This is a genomic window from Streptomyces sp. G5(2025) (assembly GCF_049542075.1).
Taxonomy (GTDB): Bacteria; Actinomycetota; Actinomycetes; order Streptomycetales; family Streptomycetaceae; genus Streptomyces.
In genome coordinates this window covers 3,775,012-3,794,941 of record NZ_JBMUZT010000006.1, presented here as the reverse complement: position 1 = coordinate 3,794,941, position 19,930 = coordinate 3,775,012, and the positions used below count along the sequence as shown (strand labels likewise).

Annotated in this window: 15 protein-coding genes and 5 pseudogenes; 12 read left to right on the top strand and 8 right to left on the bottom strand. The window is 70.7% G+C overall.

Annotated elements, in window-relative coordinates:
* The 3 genes and pseudogenes from ACOBQB_RS28100 to ACOBQB_RS28090 form a co-directional block, all read right to left on the bottom strand.
* Window positions 1–183 (bottom strand): helix-turn-helix domain-containing protein, encoded by a 183-nt coding sequence (locus ACOBQB_RS28100; RefSeq protein WP_019324615.1) that lies wholly within the window; start codon window positions 181–183, stop codon window positions 1–3.
* Window positions 180–1,339: pseudogene (locus ACOBQB_RS28095) on the bottom strand (replication initiator); the annotation flags it as partial. The pseudogene ACOBQB_RS28095 and the gene ACOBQB_RS28100, both read right to left, overlap by 4 nt.
* A gap of 964 nt (window positions 1,340–2,303) precedes the next feature.
* A complete protein-coding gene (locus tag ACOBQB_RS28090; RefSeq protein WP_423595419.1) occupies window positions 2,304–3,644 on the bottom strand; it encodes a tetratricopeptide repeat protein in 1,341 nt (446 codons plus the stop codon).
* A gap of 149 nt (window positions 3,645–3,793) precedes the next feature.
* Here ACOBQB_RS28090 and ACOBQB_RS28085 point away from each other — a divergent pair, with 149 nt between their 5' ends.
* The 3 genes from ACOBQB_RS28085 (at window position 3,794) to ACOBQB_RS28075 (ending at window position 6,699) form a co-directional block, all read left to right on the top strand.
* On the top strand, window positions 3,794–4,021 hold the full coding sequence (locus ACOBQB_RS28085; protein WP_423595417.1) for a hypothetical protein: 228 nt from the start codon (window positions 3,794–3,796) through the stop codon (window positions 4,019–4,021).
* 447 nt (window positions 4,022–4,468) lie between these two features.
* A complete protein-coding gene (locus ACOBQB_RS28080; protein ID WP_423595415.1) occupies window positions 4,469–5,962 on the top strand; it encodes an asparagine synthase-related protein in 1,494 nt (497 codons plus the stop codon).
* On the top strand, window positions 5,959–6,699 hold the full coding sequence (locus tag ACOBQB_RS28075) for a class I SAM-dependent methyltransferase (RefSeq protein ID WP_423595413.1): 741 nt from the start codon (window positions 5,959–5,961) through the stop codon (window positions 6,697–6,699). The genes ACOBQB_RS28080 and ACOBQB_RS28075 overlap by 4 nt, the downstream gene beginning before the upstream one ends.
* Before the next feature lie 110 nt (window positions 6,700–6,809).
* Here the strand turns inward: ACOBQB_RS28075 and ACOBQB_RS28070 are convergent, their stop codons facing one another.
* Complete coding sequence (locus tag ACOBQB_RS28070) at window positions 6,810–7,439, bottom strand: class I SAM-dependent methyltransferase (RefSeq protein WP_423595411.1); 630 nt, start codon at window positions 7,437–7,439, stop codon at window positions 6,810–6,812.
* Window positions 7,440–7,476: 37 nt separating this feature from the next.
* Here ACOBQB_RS28070 and ACOBQB_RS28065 point away from each other — a divergent pair.
* From ACOBQB_RS28065 to ACOBQB_RS28030, 8 genes and pseudogenes are all read left to right on the top strand, one after another.
* A pseudogene (locus ACOBQB_RS28065) lies at window positions 7,477–7,671 on the top strand (transposase); the annotation flags it as partial.
* A 311-nt stretch (window positions 7,672–7,982) separates the two neighbouring features.
* Window positions 7,983–8,915, top strand: coding sequence for a DUF2797 domain-containing protein (locus tag ACOBQB_RS28060; protein WP_423595409.1), 933 nt, complete (start codon window positions 7,983–7,985; stop codon window positions 8,913–8,915).
* A 300-nt stretch (window positions 8,916–9,215) separates the two neighbouring features.
* Window positions 9,216–9,572 (top strand): antibiotic biosynthesis monooxygenase family protein, encoded by a 357-nt coding sequence (locus ACOBQB_RS28055; protein WP_423595407.1) that lies wholly within the window; start codon window positions 9,216–9,218, stop codon window positions 9,570–9,572.
* Complete coding sequence (locus ACOBQB_RS28050; protein ID WP_423595405.1) at window positions 9,559–10,503, top strand: amidohydrolase family protein; 945 nt, start codon at window positions 9,559–9,561, stop codon at window positions 10,501–10,503. Before ACOBQB_RS28055 ends, ACOBQB_RS28050 begins: the two co-directional genes overlap by 14 nt.
* A gap of 116 nt (window positions 10,504–10,619) precedes the next feature.
* A pseudogene (locus ACOBQB_RS28045) lies at window positions 10,620–11,351 on the top strand (response regulator transcription factor); the annotation flags it as partial.
* A 268-nt stretch (window positions 11,352–11,619) separates the two neighbouring features.
* On the top strand, window positions 11,620–11,781 hold the full coding sequence (locus tag ACOBQB_RS28040; protein ID WP_423595403.1) for a hypothetical protein: 162 nt from the start codon (window positions 11,620–11,622) through the stop codon (window positions 11,779–11,781).
* 222 nt (window positions 11,782–12,003) lie between these two features.
* Window positions 12,004–13,505, top strand: a pseudogene (locus ACOBQB_RS28035) (MFS transporter).
* A gap of 51 nt (window positions 13,506–13,556) precedes the next feature.
* Complete coding sequence (locus ACOBQB_RS28030) at window positions 13,557–14,402, top strand: TetR/AcrR family transcriptional regulator (RefSeq protein ID WP_423595401.1); 846 nt, start codon at window positions 13,557–13,559, stop codon at window positions 14,400–14,402.
* 53 nt (window positions 14,403–14,455) lie between these two features.
* On the opposite strand, the gene ACOBQB_RS28025 is transcribed toward ACOBQB_RS28030, so the two are convergent.
* The 3 genes and pseudogenes from ACOBQB_RS28025 to ACOBQB_RS28015 form a co-directional block, all read right to left on the bottom strand.
* Complete coding sequence (locus ACOBQB_RS28025) at window positions 14,456–15,274, bottom strand: YceI family protein (RefSeq protein WP_423595399.1); 819 nt, start codon at window positions 15,272–15,274, stop codon at window positions 14,456–14,458.
* Window positions 15,275–15,467: 193 nt separating this feature from the next.
* Window positions 15,468–18,016 (bottom strand): annotated as a pseudogene (locus ACOBQB_RS28020) (MFS transporter).
* A gap of 13 nt (window positions 18,017–18,029) precedes the next feature.
* Window positions 18,030–18,521, bottom strand: a complete 492-nt coding sequence (locus tag ACOBQB_RS28015) for a MarR family winged helix-turn-helix transcriptional regulator (RefSeq protein ID WP_205038099.1) — start codon at window positions 18,519–18,521, stop codon at window positions 18,030–18,032.
* A gap of 175 nt (window positions 18,522–18,696) precedes the next feature.
* Here ACOBQB_RS28015 and ACOBQB_RS28010 point away from each other — a divergent pair, with 175 nt between their 5' ends.
* Window positions 18,697–18,900 (top strand): hypothetical protein, encoded by a 204-nt coding sequence (locus ACOBQB_RS28010; protein ID WP_127911204.1) that lies wholly within the window; start codon window positions 18,697–18,699, stop codon window positions 18,898–18,900.
* Between the two features lie 101 nt (window positions 18,901–19,001).
* Here the strand turns inward: ACOBQB_RS28010 and ACOBQB_RS28005 are convergent, their stop codons facing one another.
* Window positions 19,002–19,844, bottom strand: coding sequence for a hypothetical protein (locus ACOBQB_RS28005; RefSeq protein ID WP_423595397.1), 843 nt, complete (start codon window positions 19,842–19,844; stop codon window positions 19,002–19,004).
* Window positions 19,845–19,930 lie beyond the last annotated feature (86 nt).

Sequence of the window (19,930 nt, the reverse complement as noted above, 5' to 3'; positions counted from 1 at the left end):
TCAGGCGGCTTCCTGTTCGGTGCGGAGGGATACGTAGGCGTCAAGCGCGGCTTCGCTGATGCGGCGGCAGCGGCCGATCTTGAAGGAGGCAAGTTCGCGTGAGCGGATCAGGTCGTGGACCTTCCAGCGGCTGATGCCGAGACGCTCGGCGACCTGGTCCACCGTGAGCACGGCGGTCGTCATGCAGGCACCAGCCCTTCGTGCTTGAGGCGTGCGGCGTGGGCTATGTCGTGGCGGACCTGAGCGGCGAGGAGTTCTTCGCCGGGGCGGTAGCCGGAGGCGGGGTAGGCCCAGGAGGACTCGGTGACGAGCACGGTGTCCGGGGCGGGTGCGGGGTGGCCGGCGCGGACGCGGGCGGCGTCGGCCTGGGCGAGGCGCCAGGCACGGCGGACGTCACGCAGGGCACCGAGGGTGGTGGAGTAGGCGCGGGCTTGGTGGAGAAGTGGCCGCGGAAGCCGAGCATGTGGGCCCACTTGCAGAGCTTGAGGTCCGCGAATTCGGGCAGGCCGCCCAGGTCCCAGGCAGTGCGGATCATCTGCCGGACGTGCCGGTGCACGGGCAGGTCCCGGAGGGGTTCGGCCTGTCGGGTGCCACCGCAGTCGGGGCAGAGGTCCTTCACCCGTCCGCCGACCGTGCCCCGGCCGGAGCAGGTCCGGCAGATCAGGGACCGGTCCACGGTGCCGGAGTCCTCGGCGCTCTTGGTGGCGTACTTGGCGACGTACCCGGCCACGGCGGCGTCGGTGAGTTCGCCGTTGCCCAGGGCGGTGATCTCGTCGGCCCTGAACTTCTTGCCCCACTTGATCTCCTGGTCGCCGATGGTGTCGGAGGCCACGGTGAGGGTGGTGTTCTTGACCGCGGTGGCGATGGCGGTGCGCAGGTCGTCCACGCCTGCCCAGGCCGGCGGGGCGCTGTTGTGGCCGTCGGGGCCGTCGAAGCGGACGACGGCGTGGAAGTGGACCAGGCCGCGCTGCTGGTATTCGGCGACCTTGGCGAAGGAGACGCGCAGGAGCTGCTTCATGTCCTTCTGGGTGATGCGGAAGTGGGCGGCCAGGGCGCGGCGGAGGTTGAGGGTGAAGCGTGCCCACAGGGCTCCGGCGTGGGCGTTCCACAGCACGGCGCCGGTGTAGTCGTACGTCTTCGGGTCCAGCGGGGTGCCGAGTTCGGGGGCTCCCTCGGGGTGGTGGGTGCCGCAGCGGCAGGCGCGGGACTTGCCGTCCTTGTTGGTGGTCCGGTTGTGGACGGGGCCGAAGGAGGGGGCGGTGAGGGTGAGGAACACCCTGGGGTGCGTGCGGACGGTTTCGGGGACGTTCTTGCCGCCGCAGCGTCCGGCGCGGACGACGCTTGTCCTTCCAGTCGTCCGGCTCGTACATCAAGGGTCCGGAGAAACGCCGGTTTGGCTAACCGGCGATCGTCGTCTATGTTTCGCCGCCCCGATTTCAGGGACGCCTATAGAGGTCGGTTTCTCGGGGTGTGTGTGACCCCAGACGGATGTGACGCCGATCACCTCTCACCTCTTCCGCATCTAGCGCCTCCGGGCCCTCTAGGGCGTGCGACAGCAGGCCGTCGAAAGCCGACGCCTACGCCGCGACGAATCGCTCCCTGCACTGGGGACAGGTGCCGAAAAGCCCTACCGGTGTGACACCACCACGTTGTGACCTGCGCCACATTTCACCAGGTGAGCCGTCGGCGTTTCCGCAGGCCATAACGATGCAACGGTCAGCCTGTGGATGTCTTTCGGCGATCCCGCGAACAGACCGGCATGAAGCGACTGATTGCGAGGCGATCGGGGCGAAGCATGGCAAACAGCCCACTCCCTACCGGCCGAAGACGCCGAAGAGGTGAGCTGTCCAAAGTTTCTTTACTGGATCAAGGCGGCCCGCTGGCGCGGGCCGCGCGGCGCGGCGGCCCCAGGCCGCCGCCGGCTCATGTCCCCGCCACCGCCCGCGACGGCCCCCGCCCGCTCGCGCCGCAAAAGCCCGAGAAGCGGGCAGCCAGACCCGCGAAGAACCTTGACAACCGACCCGCGGCGAGCACGGCCAGGAGGAGCGGGACGCATGCCAAGTCCGCACCGATCACCGCGGATTGCCGTTCAACCAGCCGTGACCCGGGCAGCCGGCCTCCCGCCTATTCGTCAGGCGAGGCTCGCGGCAGCGCTCGGGGGCAACGGGGGTCGAGGCCGTGCCGCACTGGGAAGCGTGGCTGGGGCCGGTGGGTGGTTGCTGGAGGCACACGTGGCGGGTGCTCGTTCGGCGCACCCGCCGTCGTGGCTGACTTTCTGTGGCTGAGGTCGCCAACGGCACGGGTCAGCTGACCAGAGAAGGCGGGGCGACCGTTCGTGCGCGGTCGTAGAGGTCCCGCGCAGTCGTGTTCTTCAGATGCGGCCGGAGAAGGCCGAACATGGTTCTGACCCGGTCGTCGGCTCGGCCGGACTGCACCATGGGGTAGTCGTCGAGCGCCTGATGCCAGGTGTCGCAGGCCGCTTCCAGGTGGCCGACCTCCAGTTGCCGTTCGGCCAGCATGGCGCGGTGTCGGACGCGGGCGCGGCGATAGACGCTGTAGCGCACCTTGTCGGACTGCAGCATGGCTTCGATGGCGCCGGAGACATCGCCGAGTTCGTAACGAACCTGGCTGATGTGGTAGTTGAGCGACGCCGGGTCATACGAGCCGAACGCCTTGCCGCGCGACTCGGCACGTTCCATGGCGGTCTCGGCCTCCCGGATGTATCGCAGCGCCCGAGTCCGGTCGCCGGTCTGCGCGGCGGCGTGTGCCTGCTGGCCGGCGAGGAAGGCAAGCATGCGAGGGCCGGCCTTGGGGGAGGCGGCTGCCGCGGCGTCTGCCAGCTCCATGGCCTTTCCCCCGTGACGGAGGTCGATCGCCTGGACGCTCATGCCGCGCAGAGTGGTGCAGTAGGTCAGGTGGTCCTCGGCGGCGCCCGCCAGTTCCAGCGCCTTGACGTAGTAGCGCTGCGCGAGGCCGTGCAGTCCCTCGTCCACGGCCATGTAGCCGGTCAGGTACAGCAGGTCCGAGGCTGCGGACAGCATGGCCTTCCGCACGTCGTCGGGGGCGTCGGCGCGCAGGTAGGACGCCACGGTGTTCACCATGAACGAGGCGGCCATGGGGCGTGCGTGGCGACCGCCGAACTGGTCGTCCAGTTCCGAGACGCGCTCGGTCATGGCGATGACCATGTCCACTTCGTTCATGCCGATCCGGCGGGCACGGCCGGACTGGACCGCTTCGGCACGGCCGATGACATCCGGCCACCCGGGAATCGTGAGGGCGACGGAGAACAGGCCGGCCCCCAGGACACTGCGGCGCGATGGGTCCATGTCCTGCCTCCCGAGGTCGATCAGCCCCTCCACGGTATCCGCGGCTGTCGGGAAGTGATCGCGGGGAACGGGCAGACCGGCCTCAGCGTGCGTTACGGGCCGCCCCAGACGTCGTGAGAGGGCTTCCAGGACGCACGCCCGCACGGCCCCGCGGGGCACGGTGCCGCCCAGCCAGTGACTCACTGCCGACTCGTCGTATCGCAGGGGAGTGCCCATCTCGGTGCCCGCACGGTTCACCGCCCGAGCGAACTGGCGGTAAGTCCAGCGGCTCTCGGTGAGCAGGCGCCCGAGCGCCCCGTTCGGTTCACGCTTGGCCATGTCCTCAACTCCCCGTGCCCTTGCGAACTTTCAAGGCTTTCAAGTCCTGGCGCTGCTGCAACGGTACCGCTGTGCGTGGTCACACGGTTGCGTAGAGGCAGCAGGGAACGGCGAGACCTCGCCGCAGCCATCGTCTGAGGGACTGAGGGATGAAAAGCGAAGCGCGGGCCCGACTGGCCCAGTTGACCGAAGAGCGGGGCGTGGACGGGGTGCTGAGGATCGACACCTACGAGGGCGCGGACCCGCCGCCGGGCTCGAACCTGTCCCCGCCGTGTGAGTGCCCGCAGCACAGCCGTCCCGAGCCTCAGGACGCTGCGGCCGAGCTGAGCGCCGCAGTGCGCGAGGCGAACGAGCGCAGCCGCGGCGAGCGGCTGTGAGGCGGTTAGCCGCAGTCGTCGGCCGTTACGCCGGACTGCTGCCGATCATCACCATCTCTGCATCGAGCGGCTTCGTCCTGGGCGTGGCCGCCGCCTCCACCCCCATCTGACTTCCCCCTGCCACATCCAACCCCACGTGTGGCGAGGGAGGGCCCACCGCCGGAAGCGGTGGGCACGCGTCCGGCTGCCTTCTTCGTAAGGGACCGGCAGCCGGACGGGGCTCAACTCCGCGGCATCAGCCGCGGGGTCCGTTTCAACCGTAAGAGGAGAACGCGATGAACGTGGACGAGCTGTTCACCGGCGACCTGATCACCGGCGTCCCGGCCGTCGAGGCCACGCTGCTCGACAAGATGCCCGGCGGTGGCGACAACAACGGCGACCACTGCTCCAAGTGATCCAGGGCTGACGCCAGGCGGGGCGGGGTCGTTCGCGGCCCCGCCCCGCCGCATGACTTCGGAAAGGGACGACATGCTGTCGATGCGTCTGCGCCTGGCCGATCTCCAGGAGCCCCGATGGAGGCCGGAAGGAGGTCGCTGGGTCAGCGGCGAAAGCTGGATCAAGCCCGCGAACGTGTCCACGCTGGTCATGGAGGTCCGCGACGACCAGACGCCATGTGTGCGGGTGAGGGTGAAGGAGTGCAAGCGGGGCGAGGCCGACTTCGTCGAGGTCGTCATGACGGCCGGGGAAGCCCGTCTCACGGCGGGCGTCTTCGGCACAGCCCCGCTGTACCTGCTGGAGAAGGCCGACGAGCTGCACGCGTCATGGGACGTGGCGGCACTGGGGCCGCATCTGTCGACTGACCGCTTGGTTCCGCGTGTCGTGGCGCGGACGCTGACCAGGCAGCATCGCTACACCTCTGAGACGGTGTTCGAGGGCGTCTACCGCCTGACTGAGCGGGCGTCTGCCACATTCACCGCTGCCGGACTCGGCATCCACTACCCGGAGCCCGCCGAACACGTCCTGGAGCCGCGCAGGCTGCGGCCCGGTGTCGATCCACTCGCCACGCTCGATGAGCTGCTGACCGACGTGATCCGCGAAGCACCGAGCGCCACGGGGTGCGTGGGCGTCGAACTGTCGGGCGGCGCGGACTCCGGGAACGTCGCCCTGGCAGTGAAGGCGGCGCGCATCCCGCAGGTGCACAGCTTCGGCTTACTGGTCGGGGGAAGCACCGGCAGACAGCAGAGCGAGCGCCGCCAGGCGTACGCGGATCACTGCGGCTTCCGAGACGTGGCCATTTCCGCCTTGCGGCACTCGCCGTTCTGCCCCGGTGGTGTGCGCGCTCTGCGCCGGCCGCATGATCCGGCGGGGGCGTTCTATCAGGAAGCCTTCGACGTCGTACGAGCCCAGGCAGCCGTTCGACGGTGCGAGGTCATGTTCACCGGCAGTGGAGGGGACGAGGTCAACGCCCACCACTCCAGGACGGCCGCGGAACTGCCAGCCCCGGAATCCGTTCCGTGGCTCGGCCCGAAGACGGTTCGAGCCCTGGTCGAGGTGAACGAGCACCTGGCGCCCATCCCCGTCCTGCCGGTGCCGACCTTGATGGCGTTCGGGATGCACAATCCCGGCTTCCTGCGGGCCGGCGTCTGGCCGGTGAGCCCGCTCGTACATCCGCGGATCGTCCGTTTCATGGAGCAACTGCCGCACGAGTACAAGCGAGGCAAGGCGCTGTTCCGGGAGCGGATCAGGCGGGCGGGACTGCCAGACTCGGTGGCGTCGCCGGCCGAACCGGAGAACTTCCTGGCCGTCCTGGAGAAGGGGCTGCGCTCGTATGGCTTGCCCGTGCTGGACGACATGCTGAAGGAGTCCGTCCTGGTCGATCTCGGCTACGTTGACGGCCAGGCACTCGCTCAGGCCCGCAAGGACGCCGACGCCGCCCCGACTGTCCCCGACTTGCTGTGCGATGTCCTCGCCCTAGAGGTCGGACTGCGGAGCCTTATGTGACCAGCCACGACACGGAAGCGGAACCAGTGGAAGCGACGAACCTCCTCTACCGGGACCCGGCCCTGTACGACGTGATCCAATCCGACAGCACCGGCGCCGGGATGTGTCAGACCCTGATCGAGACACACCGGCCGGACGCTCGGACGCTGGTCGACTTCGGATGCGGCACCGGCAGGGACCTGGAGATCCTGGCCAAGCGCTACGAGTGCATCGGCCTGGACCTCCAACCCGGCATGGTCGACTACGCCCGCCAAGCCCGCCCAGAGCTGGACATCCGCATCGGAGACATGCGCACCACCCGACTCCAGCGGTGCATGGACGTGGTGACCTGCATGGGCAACAGCCTCGCCTACGTCCACGACAACAACGAGATCACCCAGGTCTTCGCCACGTTCGCGGCTCACGCCGAGCGGGGCAGCCTGCTGATCCTCTGTTCCCCCGTCGCACCCATCACGGGGGCCGATCCGATGACCGCTACGGTCGACACCCCGAGCGGTCCGGCAACCGTCACGATCCGCCATGAGTGGGACCTGCGGACCCAGATCAACACCATGCACCGGCGCTGGGCACTCCCCTCAGGGGACGAGGCCCAGGATGAGATCCGCAGACGCGTACTCTTCCCGCGCGAGCTCGAACAGTACGCGCAGCGCGCCGGCTTCGAGATCCTGGACATGACCGACAGCTCCGGAGGCACGCTTGCAGGGCCGACCGCGTACACGGTGGCCAAGTACACCTGAATCTGGCGTCGCTAGGGCCTGTCTGACAATTCCCGTCGAATCAGCGAGCGTCCGCCGAGCCGGCAGCCCGGAGGTGTGCCGACTGTCCGGCGGGTATTGCCGGGCAGAACCTACGAACGGCGGGCCAGCAGGTGGGCGTCGAGGAAGCCTCGCTCGGAGGCTGGATCGTGGAGCAGTCGAGCGAAGGGGACGAGCCCGGCACCGGTCAGGAGTTCGGCGAGGCGGTCCGCCGGCCAGCTGTAGGCGGGCGCCACCTTGTGGTCGAACCGGACCGGTTCCGGTCCGTCGGTCCCGAAGAAGGAGACCAGGAGCAGACCACCCGGCGCCAGGACGCGTACCTGCTCGGCGAGCAGCTCCGGCAGCTCTCCCGGAGGGGTGTGGATCAGCGAGTAGTGGGCCAGTACGCCGCCGAGCGCGCCGTCCTCGATCGGCAGGGACTCCATCCGCGCCTCCTGGAAGCGGAGCGCCGGATGGGCCTGCTGGGCGTGGTCGACCATGCCGGGGGAGAGGTCGATTCCGAAGGCGTCCAGGCCCAGTTCGTGCAGCATGGCCGTCAGATGTCCGGGCCCGCACCCGACGTCCGCTGCCCGCGGGTTGCCCGTCGCGCGCACCAGTTCGGCGAAGGTGCCGATCATGGCCCGGGCGAACGGCTGTGTCTCCAGCCGGTTCGCGAACAGCGATGCGTACAGCTCGACGACTCCGTCGTAGGCCGCCCTGGTCTCGTCCTGATGATTCGCCACAGGCGGGACTCTATAGCCGGTCCGATCATTGACTCTTATGGCAGGTCGAGGTGAGGCGGCGGGCGTGGTGTGGGAGCGGACTGAGCCCCTGTTGCCGCAGGCGGACGGGCGGCCGTCCATGGCGTGATCATCGGCAGGTGGTTAATGGTGTGCTGTGGCGGCTGCGGACCGGGGCTCCTTGGCGCGACCTGTCCGAGCGGTACGGACGTGGCAGACCGTCTACGAGTGGTTCGCCTTCTGCGAGCCACCGTCACCCCGGCCCGGGGCGTGACGGGTCCAGGGGAGTCCCACCGGATACGGCGGATCTGACGGCAGCCTTGACGGCAACGACGGCACACAGAGGCGCTTGTTCGCTAACGTGGGCGATCAGTTCGGGAGGCCGCCGGGCGCTCCCGCAAGGCGGTGCCCGATCCTACGGATCAGAAGGTTGCAGGTTCGAATCCTGCCGAGTGCACAGCAGACCAGAGGCCCTGACGGGAAATCGTCAGGGCCTCTGGTCGTTTGTGCGTCGGGGCAGAAGGAGTGGGGAGAAGGAGTACGGCGATGGAGTGGCGTTGCGCGGGGCTCGGGTGGTCGGGTGGGGGGCCCGTGCTGCGGTGGGCGGGGGGACGGAGCAGCGCCCTCGCGTATGGGCGGGTGATCGGGTTCCGGGCCGTCGGTGAGCGGCGGTGCGTGGGGGCGCGTGGCAACCCGTGCCCCCTGCGGGCCGTGGTGCCGGCGCGGGCCACGCAAGCGCGGTGCTCCGAGTGCGCGCGCCTCGACCGGGCGTTCTCCGTGGCGGCGGATGGCGTGCCGGATGATCCGCGTACGTACCGGGTGTACCTCGCGTGGTTCGGGGCGGGGCTGGTCAAGGTCGGGATCACGGCCGAGGAAAGGGGCGCGGTGCGGCTCCTGGAGCAGGGGGCCGTGGCGTTCTGCTGGCTGGGGCGGGGGCCGCTGATGGCGGCGCGGCGTACGGAGGAGTTGCTGCGGGCGGCGTTGGGGGTGCCGGACCGGGTGCCGTACGCGCGCAAGCGGGCGGTGCGGGGGGCTCTGCCCGGGTGGCCGGAGCGGGCGCGGGAGTTGGCGGAGCTGTACCGGCGGGCCGTCGTGCTGGAGGGGTGGGCCGAGGCGCTGGAGCGGGTGGAGTTCGAGGCGGTCGATCACTCGGCGGCGTTCGGCCTGGGGGAAGCGGCGGGCGGGCCCGCTGACGGGGCCGCTGACCGGGCCGCCGCCGACGGAGTCGTACGGGAACTGGTCGACGGCGGTGTTCTCGCGGGGCGGCTCGTCGCCGCGGCCGGGCCCGATCTGTACCTGGCGGTCGCGGACGGGCGGGTACTGGTCGTGGATACGCGCGTGCTCGTGGGGTGGGAGCTGGCAGGAGTCGACGCGGGGGCGGGTGCGGGGCCGGGCAGCGGGGTGACCGTGCCGGTGGAGGCGGTGCGCGGTGCCGGGGGTGGTAGCGGGGGCGGGGGTGAGCAGGACGGGCTCTTCTAGGGATGCAGGGACGGGTTCTTCTGGGCGTGCGGGACGGCTCTTCCAGGGATGCAGGGACGGGTTCTTCTGGGCGTGCGGGACGGCTCTTCCAGGGATGCAGGGACGGGTTCTTCTGGGCGTGCGGGACGGCTCTTCCAGGCGTGCAGGGACGGGCTCTTCTGGGCGTGCAGGGACGGGCTCTCCTGAGGGGGGGCCGTACTTCGCCCCCCCGCTGACCGGATGGTCAAGTCTCGGTGACCGGAGGGCAAGGAGCGGCGGGGAGGGGTGGACACCGTGTGGTCGCGATCTGAGGGTGGGGGCATGAGTGATCACGTGTCAGGGCCGGTCGGGCCCTTCGAACCGCCCTATTACGCCGCCGTCTTCACCTCCGTCCGGGGGGAGGATGACGACGGGGACGGGACCGCGTACGGCGAAACCGGTGACCGCCTGGACGAGTTGGTCGCCGCCGTGCCGGGGTTCCTCGGGATGGAGTCCGCCCGGACGCCGGGTGGGCTCGGCATCACCGTCGGGTACTTCCGCGACGAGGAGGCGATCAAGGCCTGGCGGAGCGACCCCGAGCACCGCGTGGCGCAGAGGCGCGGGCGTGCGGAGTGGTACGAGTCGTACGTGGTGCACGTCGCCAAGGTGGAGCGGAGCCACGGCTTTGTGCGGGGATAGCCGGGACAGCCCAGGCCGCCGGGACAGTACGGAGGCCGCTGCCGTGCGGGAGTTCTGGGGGCGGGTCGGGGTGCCCGGGCTCATCGACGTGCACACCCACTTCATGCCGGAACGGGTGCTGCGGAAGGTCTGGGCCTACTTCGACGCCTTCGGGGCGGACGACGGTGGCGACGGCGGCGGTGTGGCGTGGCCCATCAGCTACCGGCACGACGAGGAGCGGCGGGTCGAACTGCTCGGGGAGTTCGGGGTGCGGGCCTTCACCTCCATGCTCTATCCGCACAAGGCGGGCATGGCGCGGTGGCTCAACGACTGGGCCGCCGATTTCGCGCGCCGCACGCCGGGCTGCCTGCGGACGGCGACGTTCTTCCCGGAGCCGGGCGTCGAGGCGTATGTGCGGGAGGCCGTCGAGACGGGGGCTCGGGTCTTCAAGGCGCATGTGCAGGTGGGCGGTTACGACCCCAACGACGCCCTGCTCGACCCGGTTTGGGGGCTGCTCGCCGACGCCGGGACACCGGTGGTCACGCACTGCGGGTCCGGGCCCGAGCCCGGCAGGCACACCGGGCCCGGTCCGATCGCGCGGCTGCTCGCGCGCCACCCCCGGCTGCGGCTCGTCGTGGCGCACATGGGGATGCCCGAGTACGCCGAGTTCCTCGCGCTCGCCGAGCGGTACGAGGAGGTGCGCCTCGACACGACCATGGCGTTCACCGACTTCAGCGAGCGGCTCATGCCGTTCCCGCGCGCGGAGTCGGAGCGGCTCGTGGCGCTGGGTGAGCGGATCGTGCTGGGGAGCGACTTTCCCAACATCCCGTACGCGTACGTCCACCAGTTGGAGGCGCTGGAGCGGCTGGGGCTGGGGGACGCGTGGCTGCGGGGGGTGCTGCACGGGAACGCCGCCCGGTTGTTCGGCCTGGGGAGTGACCCGGGGGAGTGACCCGGGGGAATGAGGGGCGGGGCCGTGGGGGGCGTGTGCGTGGACGGCGGCGTTTCTCAGGGAATTCACAGGTTCACGCAAGAGTGCTCTCAGGGGCGCGGCCCACGCTGTGCGGTATGACCACGACCACGCCTCAGGCGCGTACCGAACTGCTCCGGGCGGACGGGACCCCCGTCCGCGTACTCGTGGTGGACGACGAGGCGTCGCTCACCGAGCTGATGTCCATGGCCCTGCGGTACGAGGGCTGGCAGATCCGCAGCGCGGGGGACGGCGCGGGCGCGGTGCGGGCGGCGCGCGCGTTCCGGCCCGACGCCGTGGTGCTCGACATGATGCTGCCCGACATGGACGGCCTCTCGCTGCTCGGCAGGCTGCGCCGGGAGCTGCCGGACGTGCCCGTGCTCTTCCTGACCGCGAAGGACGCGGTGGAGGACCGCATCGCCGGGCTCACCGCGGGCGGCGACGACTGCGTCACCAAGCCCTTCGGCCTGGAGGAGGTGGTGGCGCGGCTCCGCGGGCTCATCCGGCGGGCCGGGGCCGCGGACAAGCGCAGCGAGTCGACCCTGGTGGTGGGGGACCTGACCCTGGACGAGGACAGTCATGAGGTGACGCGCGGCGGGGACTCCATCCACCTCACCGCCACCGAGTTCGAACTCCTTCGCTACCTCATGCGCAATCCGCGGCGCGTGCTCAGCAAGGCGCAGATCCTCGACCGGGTGTGGAACTACGACTTCGGGGGCCAGGCCAACGTCGTCGAGCTCTACATCTCGTATCTGCGCAGGAAGATCGATGCCGGACGGGAGCCGATGATCCACACGCGGCGCGGGGCCGGGTACCTGATCAAGCCTGCCGTGCCCGTGCCCGTGCACATGCCCGAGCCGGTGCCGGTGGCCTCGCCTTCACCCTCGCCCTCGTGAGGGCCGGGCTCCGGCGTCGGCGGCCACGGCCGCGCGCACCCTCCGCACCCGGCTCGTCCTCTCCGCCGTCGCGCTGATCGCCGTCGTGTGCGCGGTGATCGGCCGTCACCACCATCGCGCTCACGTCGCATCTGTACGACCAGTTGGACGGCGTGCTCGGCGACCTGGCCGAAAGGGCCCGCCGGGCCCGCCGCGGTGCCCGGTGCGAACCGGCTCCCGAAGCCCGGCGGCGGCCCCGGCACGCGGCGCCAAGATGCCCGAGGCGGTGCCGGGCCGTCCCGGCATCGAGCCGGCCTTCACGAAGGTGACGGTGGGCAGTGCGACCTTCTATGACCTGGCCCGGCCGAAGAAGCAGAAGAAGTAGCGGCGCCGGGGCCGCTGCACGCCTGCGTCCGAATATCTACTTGTACGCCGTATGGGGACCGTTCTACGGTGTACGAGGCATCCAGCCTCGTACACCGTAGAACCACCCATGGATCCCGTGGATCCCGTGGATCCCGTGGATCCCGTGGATCCCGTGGATCCCATGGATCCCATGGATCCCGTGGATCACTCCATGGATCACTCCTTAGACCAGGAGGCCCGCATGACGGCGACGACCGCCGAGTCCTCGGCCGCCCCACCCCGGCACCCGCAGCGCTGGCTGATCCTCGGTGTCATCTGCCTCGCCCAGCTCACCGTGCTGCTCGACAACACCGTCCTGAGCGTCGCGATCCCGTCCCTCACCCGGGAGCTGGACGCGTCCACGTCCGACATCCAATGGATGATCAACGCCTACTCGCTCGTGCAGTCCGGCCTGCTGCTCACCGCGGGCAGCTCCGCCGACCGCTACGGCCGCAAGAAGATGCTGCTCATGGGCCTCGCGCTCTTCGGCATCGGCTCGTGCGTCGCGGCGTTCGCGCAGTCCTCCGCACAGCTCATCGCCGCCCGCGCGGGCATGGGCGTCGGCGGCGCGCTCCTGATGACCACGACGCTCGCGGTCGTCGTGCAGGTCTTCGACGACTCCGAGCGCGTGAAGGCGATCGGCCTCTGGTCGACCGTCAGCTCCCTCGGCTTCGCGGCCGGTCCGCTGCTCGGCGGCTTCATGCTGAACCACTTCTGGTGGGGCTCGATCTTCCTGATCAACCTGCCGGTGGCGCTGCTGGGCCTCGCCGCGGTCGCCAAGCTGGTGCCCGAGTCCAAGAACCCCGGGGCGACCGCCCCGACCTGCTCGGCGCGCTGCTGTCGACCATCGGCATGGCCTCGGTGGTCTACGCGATCATCTCCGGGCCCGGCCACGGCTGGACGTCGTCGCAGGTGCTGGTCTCCGCGGCGGTCGGTGTGCTGGTCCTCGGCGCCTTCGTCCGGTGGGAGCTGCGCATCCCGTACCCCATGCTGGACATGCACTTCTTCCGCAACCAGCGGTTCATCGGCGCGGTGGCGGGCGCGATCCTGGTCGCCTTCGGCCTGAGCGGCTCGCTCTTCCTGCTCACCCAGCACCTCCAGTTCGTCCTCGACTACGAGCCGTTGGAGGCGGGCCTGCGGACGGCGCCGCTCGCGGTGACCATCGTCGCCCTGAACCTCACCGGCGTCGGCGCGAAGCTCCACGCCAAGCTGGGCACGCCCGCGACGATCCTGTCCGGCATGAGCGCGCTGGCCGCCGGTCTCGCGGTGATAGCGCTGCTCGGCGGCGACGACTACAACGGCATGCTGGCCGGGCTCGTCACCATGGGCGCCGGCATCGCGTTCGCCATGCCCGCCATGGCCAACGCCATCATGAGCGCCATCCCGGTGGAGAAGGCCGGCGTGGGCGCGGGCGTCAACGGCACCCTCGCGGAGTTCGGCAACGGCCTCGGCGTCGCCGTCCTCGGCGCGGTCCTCAACTCCCGCTTCGCCTCGCTCGTGGCGGTCTCCGCGGCGTCCTTCCCGGCGGCCATGGCCGCGGCGGAGTCGTCCGGGGAGCGGGAGCGGATCGCCGACGCGTTCGCCTCGGGACTGGAGACGAGCCAGCTGGTGGGCGCGGCCGCGGTCTTCCTCGGCGGTGTCCTCGCGGCCGCGTTGCTGCGCAGGGCGGAGAGGGCAGACTCCGTGGGGAAAGCGGCGGCATAGCATCCTGGGGACCACCACTGAAGGCCCCAGGCCCAACCAGGAAGGTGCGCCATGGCCAAGGCAGCCGGCGGCACGAAGAACCCGGCGCGGACGAGTGTCTGGCTGCAGGGCAAGGCCCCCCGGGGCGGTGGACGCAAGGGCGACCAGCCCAGCGGCCTCGACCGGGACCGCATCACCGAGGCCTCGGTCCGGCTCCTGGACGCGGAGGGCCTCGCCAAGTTCTCCATGCGCAGGCTCGCCGCCGAGCTGAACGTCACGGCGATGTCCGTCTACTGGTACGTGGACACCAAGGACGACCTCCTGGAGCTCGCCCTCGACGCGGTGTGCGGCGAGATGCGGCTGCCCGACGCGGAGGCGCCCGCCGGGTCCTGGCGCGAGGCCTTGCGGGCCCTCGCCGACGAGTACCGCGCGCTGCTGATCCGCCACCCCTGGGTCTCGCCGCTGGTCGGCAGGTTCCTCAACATCGGACCGAACTGGCTGGCGTTCGTCGTCGCGGTGCAGCGGACGGTACGCGGGACCGGCCTGCCCCCGCACACGCAGAACGGCGCGATCTCGGCGGTCTTCCAGTTCGTGTACGGCTTCGGGACCATCGAGGGCCACTACATGGCGCGGTGCGCGGAGGCGGGGATGACCCAGGACGAGTACTACCGGGAGGCGGCAGGGACGGTCGAGGACGAGCTCGCCTCGCACGGGGCCATGGAGAGCGCGAAGGATCTGCTGGCGGCGCGCGGCGACGCCACGGTCGAGGAGATGTGGGAGCGGGACTTCAGGGTTGCCCTCGACCTGATGATCGCCGGGATCGAATCCCTTCTCGAACAAGAGAAACGACTCGAACAAGAGAAACGAGGGGAGCGGGCCGGTCGAGGCGAGACGCCGGGCGCCCGCCAGGAACTCTGACGGGCGCCCGGACACCCTAAGTACGTACGTACTCGCGTACTTGCGTACGCGGATCAGCCCTGCGGAAGCGCGTCCCCCTGCACGGCCTGGATGTCCAGCTCCACCCGCAGCGTCGTGCCGATCGCCGAGATCCCCGCCTGCACCACCTGGTTGTAGTTCATGGCGAAGTCCTCCCGCCGCAGCTCGGCCGTGGCCCGGAAGGCCGCCCGGGTGCCGCCCCAGGGGTCCGCTCCGGTCCCCAGGTAGCTCAGCTCCAGGTCGACGGGGCGTACGACACCGTGCATCCCGAGTTCGCCGTGCACCGTCCAGCGGTCCGGCCCGGCCGGCGTCAGGCCGCTCGACCGGTAGGTGATCTCCGGGTACTGGTCGACGTCCAGGAAGTCCGGCGACTTCAGGTGCCCGTCGCGCATGCCGTTGCCCGTGTCGATCGAGGCCGATCGGATGACCGCCTCGACCCGTGACTTCGCCACGTCCTCGGCGATCTCCACGCGGCCCCCGAACTCCGTGAACCGCCCGTGCACGCTGGTGATCCCGAGGTGCTGGGCGACGGCGCCCACGGTGGAGTGCGCCGGGTCGATGGTCCAGGGCCCGGGCGGCGGCAGCTCCGTGCCGCCCTGCCGGGCGAGGACGATGCTGCCGACCTCGGCCCGGCCGCTGGCCGTGACGAGGGCGGTGGAGGCGACGGGCGCGTAGCCGACGGCGGTGACGATGACGGTGTACGGCCCGGGCACCAGGGCCGTGTCATCGCGCACGGCACCCTCCTCGTCGGCGGCCGCCCGCAGCACCTGCGCCCCGGTCATGTCGGTCACCGTGACGACGGCGTGGGGCACGGCCCACCCGTCGCGCGTGCGGATCCGAGCGTTGAGTCCCATCCCGTTTACTCCTTGCCGGGCCCCTGTCAGGAGCCACAAAAAAGTTCAAGTCCCGTGAGGCGCAAGCGGACGGCCCCCGGTCCGGCGGTGGCCGGCCGTCCCCTGCCGTGAACGCCACCGCCGGCCCGGGGCCCTTTCCGCGACCGGCCCGTGGCCACGCCTCCGCTCGGGGCGCGGCCACGGGCCGGGGTCGTCACTCGCCCGGGTGGGCGAGCTCGATGTCGTGGCCGTCGACGCCGCTGCCGGTCACCGACAGGCCGGTCGCCACCGGCGGGTAGCCGGTCGCGATGACCGTGTACTCACCGCTGTCGAGGTCGGTGAAGGCGTACGCCCCGTCCGCCCCGGTGGTCGCGGTGGCGACGACGTTGCCGGCCGCGTCGACGAGCGTGACCCGCGCGTCGTTCAGCGGCCCGCCGCCCGCACGGACGGTGCCGAGCACCTGCGCCCCGGAGTTGAGCTCGACCTCGACCCGGGTGACCCCGGCCCCGCCGACCTCGACGGGCAGGGCGGTGGGCCGGTGTCCGGTGGCGTTCACCGCGATGGTGACGGTGCCGGGGACCAGCTCGGCGAAGGTGAACTCGCCCTGCTCGCCGGAGAGCCCGGTGGCCAGGACGTCACCGCGTACGTCGGTCACGATGACCATGGCACCGGAGACGGGCAGCTTGCTGTCCGCGTCCCGCACCACACCGCTGAGCCCGCTGGTGCCGCTGAGCAGGATGTCGTACGCGAGGGAGCCCTCGCCCACGATCACCGTGGACGCCTGCGGCTGGAATCCGTCGGCGGAGGCGATGAGCACGTACGACCCGGCGCCGGGGGCGTCGAGGGCGTAGGCCCCGTCGCCCTGGGCGACCGCGCGGCCGAGCTGGCGTCCCCGAGGGAGATCAGCGTGACGGCGGCCTGCGGGACGGGCGCGCTCTCGGCGCCGCGGACGTAGCCGTGGACCGGGATGCCGTTGGTGACCGGTGGCAGGTCTCCGGCCGCGTGCTCGGCGGCGGACACCACGGCGGCGAGCCGCTGCGTGCCCTCGGGCCCGGCCTCGGTGCGCGAGGCGACGGAGGCGAGGACGGGCTGCTCGGCGAAGCCGGCCGCAGCGGGGGCCACGGCTTCCGCGGGGGCGTCCGTGGCGGCGTCACCGGCGGTGGCCCGCGCCGGCGCGCCGGACGTCCGCAGCGGGACCTCCTTGATGAACAGCGTGATCAGGAAGGCGATCAGCGCCATCGGCGCGGCGATCAGGAAGACGTCGGCGATGCCGTGCCCGTACGCGCTCTCCATCACCGTGCGGAACGGCTCGGGGATCTTGTCCAGGTCCGGGATGCCGCCGCCACCGGTGCCGCCGTGGCCGAACTGCGCGGCCGCCTTCGGGCCGAGGTCGGTGATGCCGTCCTTGACGTAGTCGGTGATCCGCGTGGCCATGATCGCGCCCAGCGCCGAGACACCCATGGCACCGCCCAGCGAGCGGAAGAAGGTGACGGTGGAGCTGGCGGAGCCGAGGTCCTCGGGGGCGACCTGGTTCTGCGTGCACAGGACCAGGTTCTGCATCATCATGCCGATGCCGAGACCCATCAGGGCCATGAAGATCGCGATGTGCCAGTACTCGGTGTCGTACCGGATGGTGCCGAGCAGACCGAGGCCCGCCGTCACCAGCAGACCGCCGCTGACCAGCCACGCCTTCCACTTGCCCGTCTTGGTGATGATCTGGCCCGAGACGGTCGACGAGATGAACAGGCCGCCGATCATCGGGATCGTCATGACACCGGACATCGTCGGGGACTCGCCCCGCGCCAGCTGGAAGTACTGGCTGAAGAAGACCGTGCCCGCGAACATTGCGACACCCACGAAGAGCGAGGCGAGCGAGGCGAGCGTGATGGTGCGGTTGCGGAAGAGCCGCAGCGGGATGATCGGCTCGCTGGCCTTGGACTCGACGAGGACGAAGAGCAGACCGAGGACGATCGAACCGCCGACCATGGCGGCGGTCTGCCAGGACATCCAGTCGTACTTGTCACCGGCGAAGGTGACCCAGACGAGCAGCAGGCAGACGGCGGCGCTGATGAAGAAGGCACCGGCCCAGTCGACCTTGACGTCCCGCTTGACGACGGGGAGCTTCAGGGTCTTCTGGAGGACGATCAGCGCGATGATCGCGAAGGGCACGCCGACGTAGAAGCACCAGCGCCAGCCGAGCCACGAGGTGTCGGTGATGACGCCGCCGAGCAGCGGTCCGCCGACGGTGGCGACGGCGAAGGTCGCGCCGAGGTAGCCGGAGTAACGACCGCGCTCACGCGGGGAGATCATCGCGGCCATGACGATCTGCGCCAGGGCGGAGAGACCGCCGACGCCGATGCCCTGGACGACGCGGCAGGCGATCAGCATCCCGGCGCTCTGCGAGAGACCGGCGACGACGGAACCGCCGACGTAGATGATCAGGGCTATCTGGACCAGGGCCTTCTTGCTGAAGAGGTCCGAGAGCTTGCCCCACAGGGGCGTGGTCGCCGTCATCGCGAGCAGCGAGGCGGTGACGACCCAGGTGTAGGCGGACTGGCCGCCGCCGAGGTCACCGATGATCTCGGGCAGGGCGTTGGAGACGATCGTCGACGACAGGATCGCCACGAACATGCCGAGCAGCAGCCCGGACAGCGCTTCCATGATCTGCCGGTGCGTCATCGGAGCGTTCTCGTCGGGGTGAGAGTGGTGAGCTCCGTGCTTGGCATGGCTGCCCCGCACACCGGCTGGTGTGGTTGTTGCCATGGGCTTCCTTTTCTTACGCGGGTGTACGGGTGGTCTCTGGGGTGGTCTGTACGTCGGGAAGCCGGGCCGAAGCCGCGCGGCAGTCCCCGAAGCTGTCGCGCAGACGCGCGAGCAGCGTGCTGAGCTGGACGACCTCGTCGTCGGTCCAGTCGTGCAAGTAGTGGGTGAGGGTCCGGATGGAGAGCTCGGAGAGCTCGTCGACCTTGGCCTTGCCCTCGGGCGTGAGCCGCAGGATCCGGGAGCGCTTGTCCGCGGGGTCGGGATCGCGGACGATCCACTCCCTCTCCGCGACGTGCGCGACATGGCGGCTGGTGACCGACATGTCCACGGCGAGCAGCTCGGCGAGCCTGCTCATCCGCATGGCGCCGTGGCGCTCCAGCAGGATGAGTACGGCGGCGGACCCGCCGGGGCAGTCGTGGGGCAGACCCCGGCCGAGACCGCGCTTCACGGCACCGATGGCACTGAGCTGTCGGGCCAGCTCCTCGTACTGACGCTGCGCGGCCACGGCACCTCCTGGGTGTTTGTTGCTTAGGGCAACGATAAAACCAGTTGGTTGCCGCAGGCAAACTAAAAGCGGACCAAGGCCCTAAAGAGTCGGCAAAGCTCCGGGGCTGCGCACGTAAAGTTGCAGGCAGGCGGGGGTTGGGCCGGGCGCCATGGATTCGCTAGGGTCCTGCTCCATGGCACACAACCCCCAGGGTCCCCAGGGCAACCCCGACCCCGCCGGCAGCACGCAGATGTTCCGCGCCTTCGTCGACGAGGCGCCGCAGGGCCGCCGAGCGGCGGCGCCCGCTTCCTCCTCCGGCCCGCGGGTCGGGCTGATCCTCGGCGTGGTGCTCGCGGTGGTGATCGTGGCGGGGGTGGCGTGGCTGGCGCTGAAGTAGCGGCGCCCGGGCGCCCTGTCAGGGGCGCGGGGAAGTGCGCGACCAGCCACGACGTACCTGCGGACGAAGCACGGCCGACCGCGGTGACCGCGGCGAAGTCCCTACTTCCACTCCACCGAGACGTCACGCGTCTCGATGTGCATCCCCAGCGGTACGCGCCACGCGGCGACACATATCGGCCAGGTTTCTGTCTTCTTCCGCCCCGCTTCGATCGGGGCCGGAAGCTTCTCGGTCGACTCGATCGTGGCCCAGTCGATGCCGAGCGCCCCGATGATGTGCGTACCGAAGGTCACCGTGCCCGAACGCACCGGTGAGTCACCGGTGTTCCGGAAGGTGACCGTCACCTTCTCGCACCACCGCTTGTCCGTGTTGTCTGCGGGGTTTCGCTCCGGCGTGCCGACGCTGAGCGCGGCGGGCCCGCTCGGCGGCTCGGCGGGGCCGGGCCTCTCCGCACCCGGGGGCGACGGGCTGCTGCCCGGTGGAGTTCCGGCGGGCGGCGGCGAAGCCGAGCCGCCGGGCCCGGTGGCACCGCCGGTCCCGGAGGGCGAACTCCCGTCAGCGGTGGGCGGCTTCCCCTCCGTGCCACCCGCTCCGCTGCTCCCGGGAGCACCCTCGTCCGGCCCGGGCGGCGGCGTCGTCGCCGAGTCGCCGCGCGTGTCCGTGGAGGCGCCTCCAGAGCCCTTCGTGCCGCTGCTGTCTCCGTGGTCTCCGCCGTCTTCGTTGTCTCTCTCGTCCCCGCTGTCCCGGTCGGCTCCGTCCAGTGGGATCAGCCGCACGTCACCGGTCGGGCCCCCGGCTTTGCCCGGCGCCTTGGCCGGTGCGGGGCCGGCCGCTCCGGTCGCCACATGACCGTCGCCGCTCTCGCCGCCGCTCGCGGCGAGAAGTCCGCCGAGGCACAGCAGGGCCGCCGACGCACCCAGCACGTTCCGAGCACCACGTCGCATGGCCGCAGTGTGGCTGACGGCCCGTCAATTCGGAACCCCGCGAGCACCGCCCGACGCCGGACACGCGACGCACGGCGGGAGGTCGG